At 46.8% G+C, this 2,049-nt stretch carries 3 protein-coding genes; 1 reads left to right on the forward strand and 2 read right to left on the reverse strand.

What is annotated here, in order from left to right; all coding sequences use genetic code 11:
• Nucleotides 1-114, reverse strand: a 114-nt coding sequence (locus tag NZ772_18000) for a CPP1-like family protein (GenBank protein ID MCS6815448.1), incomplete at its 3' end; no start/stop codon positions are given.
• Nucleotides 115-661: 547 nt separating this feature from the next.
• Between NZ772_18000 and NZ772_18005 the strand changes: the two genes are divergently transcribed.
• On the forward strand, nucleotides 662-1,363 hold the full coding sequence (locus NZ772_18005) for a response regulator transcription factor (protein MCS6815449.1): 702 nt from the start codon (nucleotides 662-664) through the stop codon (nucleotides 1,361-1,363).
• A 222-nt stretch (nucleotides 1,364-1,585) separates the two neighbouring features.
• Here NZ772_18005 and NZ772_18010 read toward each other — a convergent pair.
• The coding region (locus NZ772_18010; protein ID MCS6815450.1) for a hypothetical protein at nucleotides 1,586-2,049 on the reverse strand (464 nt) is incomplete at its 5' end.

The following is a 2,049-nucleotide window of genomic DNA, read 5'->3' on the forward strand; positions in this document are numbered from 1 at the left end:
TTGTTTGCGATCGTGACTAAACTCTGCGATCAAGCGATTGCGAGCCTCCTGAATCTCATCAAATGAGGCATCTTCGGTAACGCCAAGCTGTTCATAAGCACTTAGATCACTCATCGAAAACCTCCGACGCTGTAACTGCAAAGCCTACCTTAGCTAAGGACAAGCACAATTTCACCTTACTACAGTAAGCACCTATCTAAAACAACACCGTTAATTACTAAAGAAGCATCGTCTAGCTTAACACAGAGGACGAGGAGGGTGCCAAGCTTTGGGAGAAGGGACTGGGGGATAAGGGCTTGCGCGGGTAACATGCTCTGCTTTTACAATCCTAACGTTTCCTGTAGTTGCCCTTGGTCAATTGACAGATGACTCCAGTAGCTAAGCCTTGCCGTTGTCATTCACCACCATTACTCTGCTCAATGTTTGATATTCTCGATGCAGGGTGCAAGTCTATCCTAATACTAATCAAACTGAACCACGGTCGGTTTGCAAGTAAGCTGTTCGCCTGACTTAATGCTGGTTGAATGCTAATTGACAGTGTGCATGGAATAAGCTAGCTGGCGTATTCTAGCAATAGAGAAGCATCTCTATAATGAATGCTATTCTCAGACTAATACTGCTCTGATTTGTATCCGCTCTGTATTCGCTCCATCAGTTAACTATGGCGACATCAAATGCCAAGATCTTAGTCGTTGACGACGACCCCGCTATTCGCAATCTCATCCATCGATTTTTGGCAAAGCATGATTACCAAATGGAATCTGCCAAAGATGGCAAGACAGCGTTGGAAATTTTTGCAAGTTTTCGTCCAGATTTAGTCATTTTGGATTTGAATTTGCCTGACGTTACTGGTTACAGTCTGTGTCAAGAGATGCAGAGCCGCACTAATGTGTTTGTGTTGATGTTAACCAGCCGCACAGACGAGGCTGATAAAATTCGTGGCTTTTCCCAAGGTGCAGACGATTACATCACTAAACCCTTTAGCCTAGGAGAGTTGGAAGTGCGGGTAGAAGCCTTGCTGCGTCGGGCTAGGGACATGAAACCCCAAGAAAACCAAGTGCTCGTTTTTAATAACTTGGTCATCGATGCTGAGCGCAGAGAAGTAACCATCAACAATGAACTGATTCCCCTGACTGCCCTAGAGTTTGATTTGCTATATTTTCTCGCTAGCCATCCAGGGCGAGTTTGGCGCAGAGAAGAGTTAATTCAACAGGTTTGGGACTATGAGTACGTGGGTGATAAGCGGGTTGTTGATGTCCACATTGGGCAAATTCGCAAAAAGATTGAAATAGACACGTCGCAGCCTGCGTTAATTCAAACTGTCCGTGGTGTTGGTTACAAGTTTGAAGGTTCTCAAGCTTAAGATCAGCGGTCAACGTTAGGAAACAGGCGGCTAGGGTCTAGGACTGATTTCAGCCAATCCAAGGGTGGATGAGACGGTGATAGTCGGCGATCGTGAACCGTTTTGGCGTAGCGACAGCCCTAGGATGTTGACCCAAAGACACTGAATTAACGTTATCTGAAATTGGGCATTGGCTCTTATCCTAAGCATCACTGTTGGGAAGTAGCATAGGGATCCGTAGGGCTACTTGACATCCGTAAAGCCTTTGACAGCAGCAACTAGGGGTTTGATAGCGGGATGCTGCACCAGTTCTGTAATGGCGGTGGTGCCGCCTTCCTTCAGGGCGTTGACGATCCTGGCTTTAAGGGTAGGATTTTTAGCGATCGTCTCCACGGCTTTGGCGCTAATCTGTGCCTGACCCACGGGGGTAGTGTTGTCGTAGTCCTTGTCCAGTTGCTCTAGCAGGGCTTTAATCTCTTGGGCAGCTTGAACAAGGTTCTGGCTATAGTTGATCTGGGTGCCAATTTTATCACCCATGACTTTATCACCCATGACCTTATCGCCAGTGAACTTATCACCGTAGACAACATCACCCTGCGAGGGTTGTGGTTTATCAGTGCTCATTATGTTAGTGCCTGTGGAATTATTGGGAGCGGTCGGCTGGTGAGATAGCACCTTGGGGTAGCTGCTTAGTAAACAGTGTACGA

Source organism: Cyanobacteriota bacterium (genome assembly GCA_025054735.1).
In the GTDB taxonomy this organism is placed as follows: domain Bacteria; phylum Cyanobacteriota; class Cyanobacteriia; order SKYG9; family SKYG9; genus SKYG9.

Excerpts from the sequence above, each read along its gene's own strand:
- NZ772_18005 (MCS6815449.1), top strand. The coding sequence starts at position 662 with ATGGCGACATCAAATGCCAAGATCTTAGTCGTTGACGACGACCCCGCT.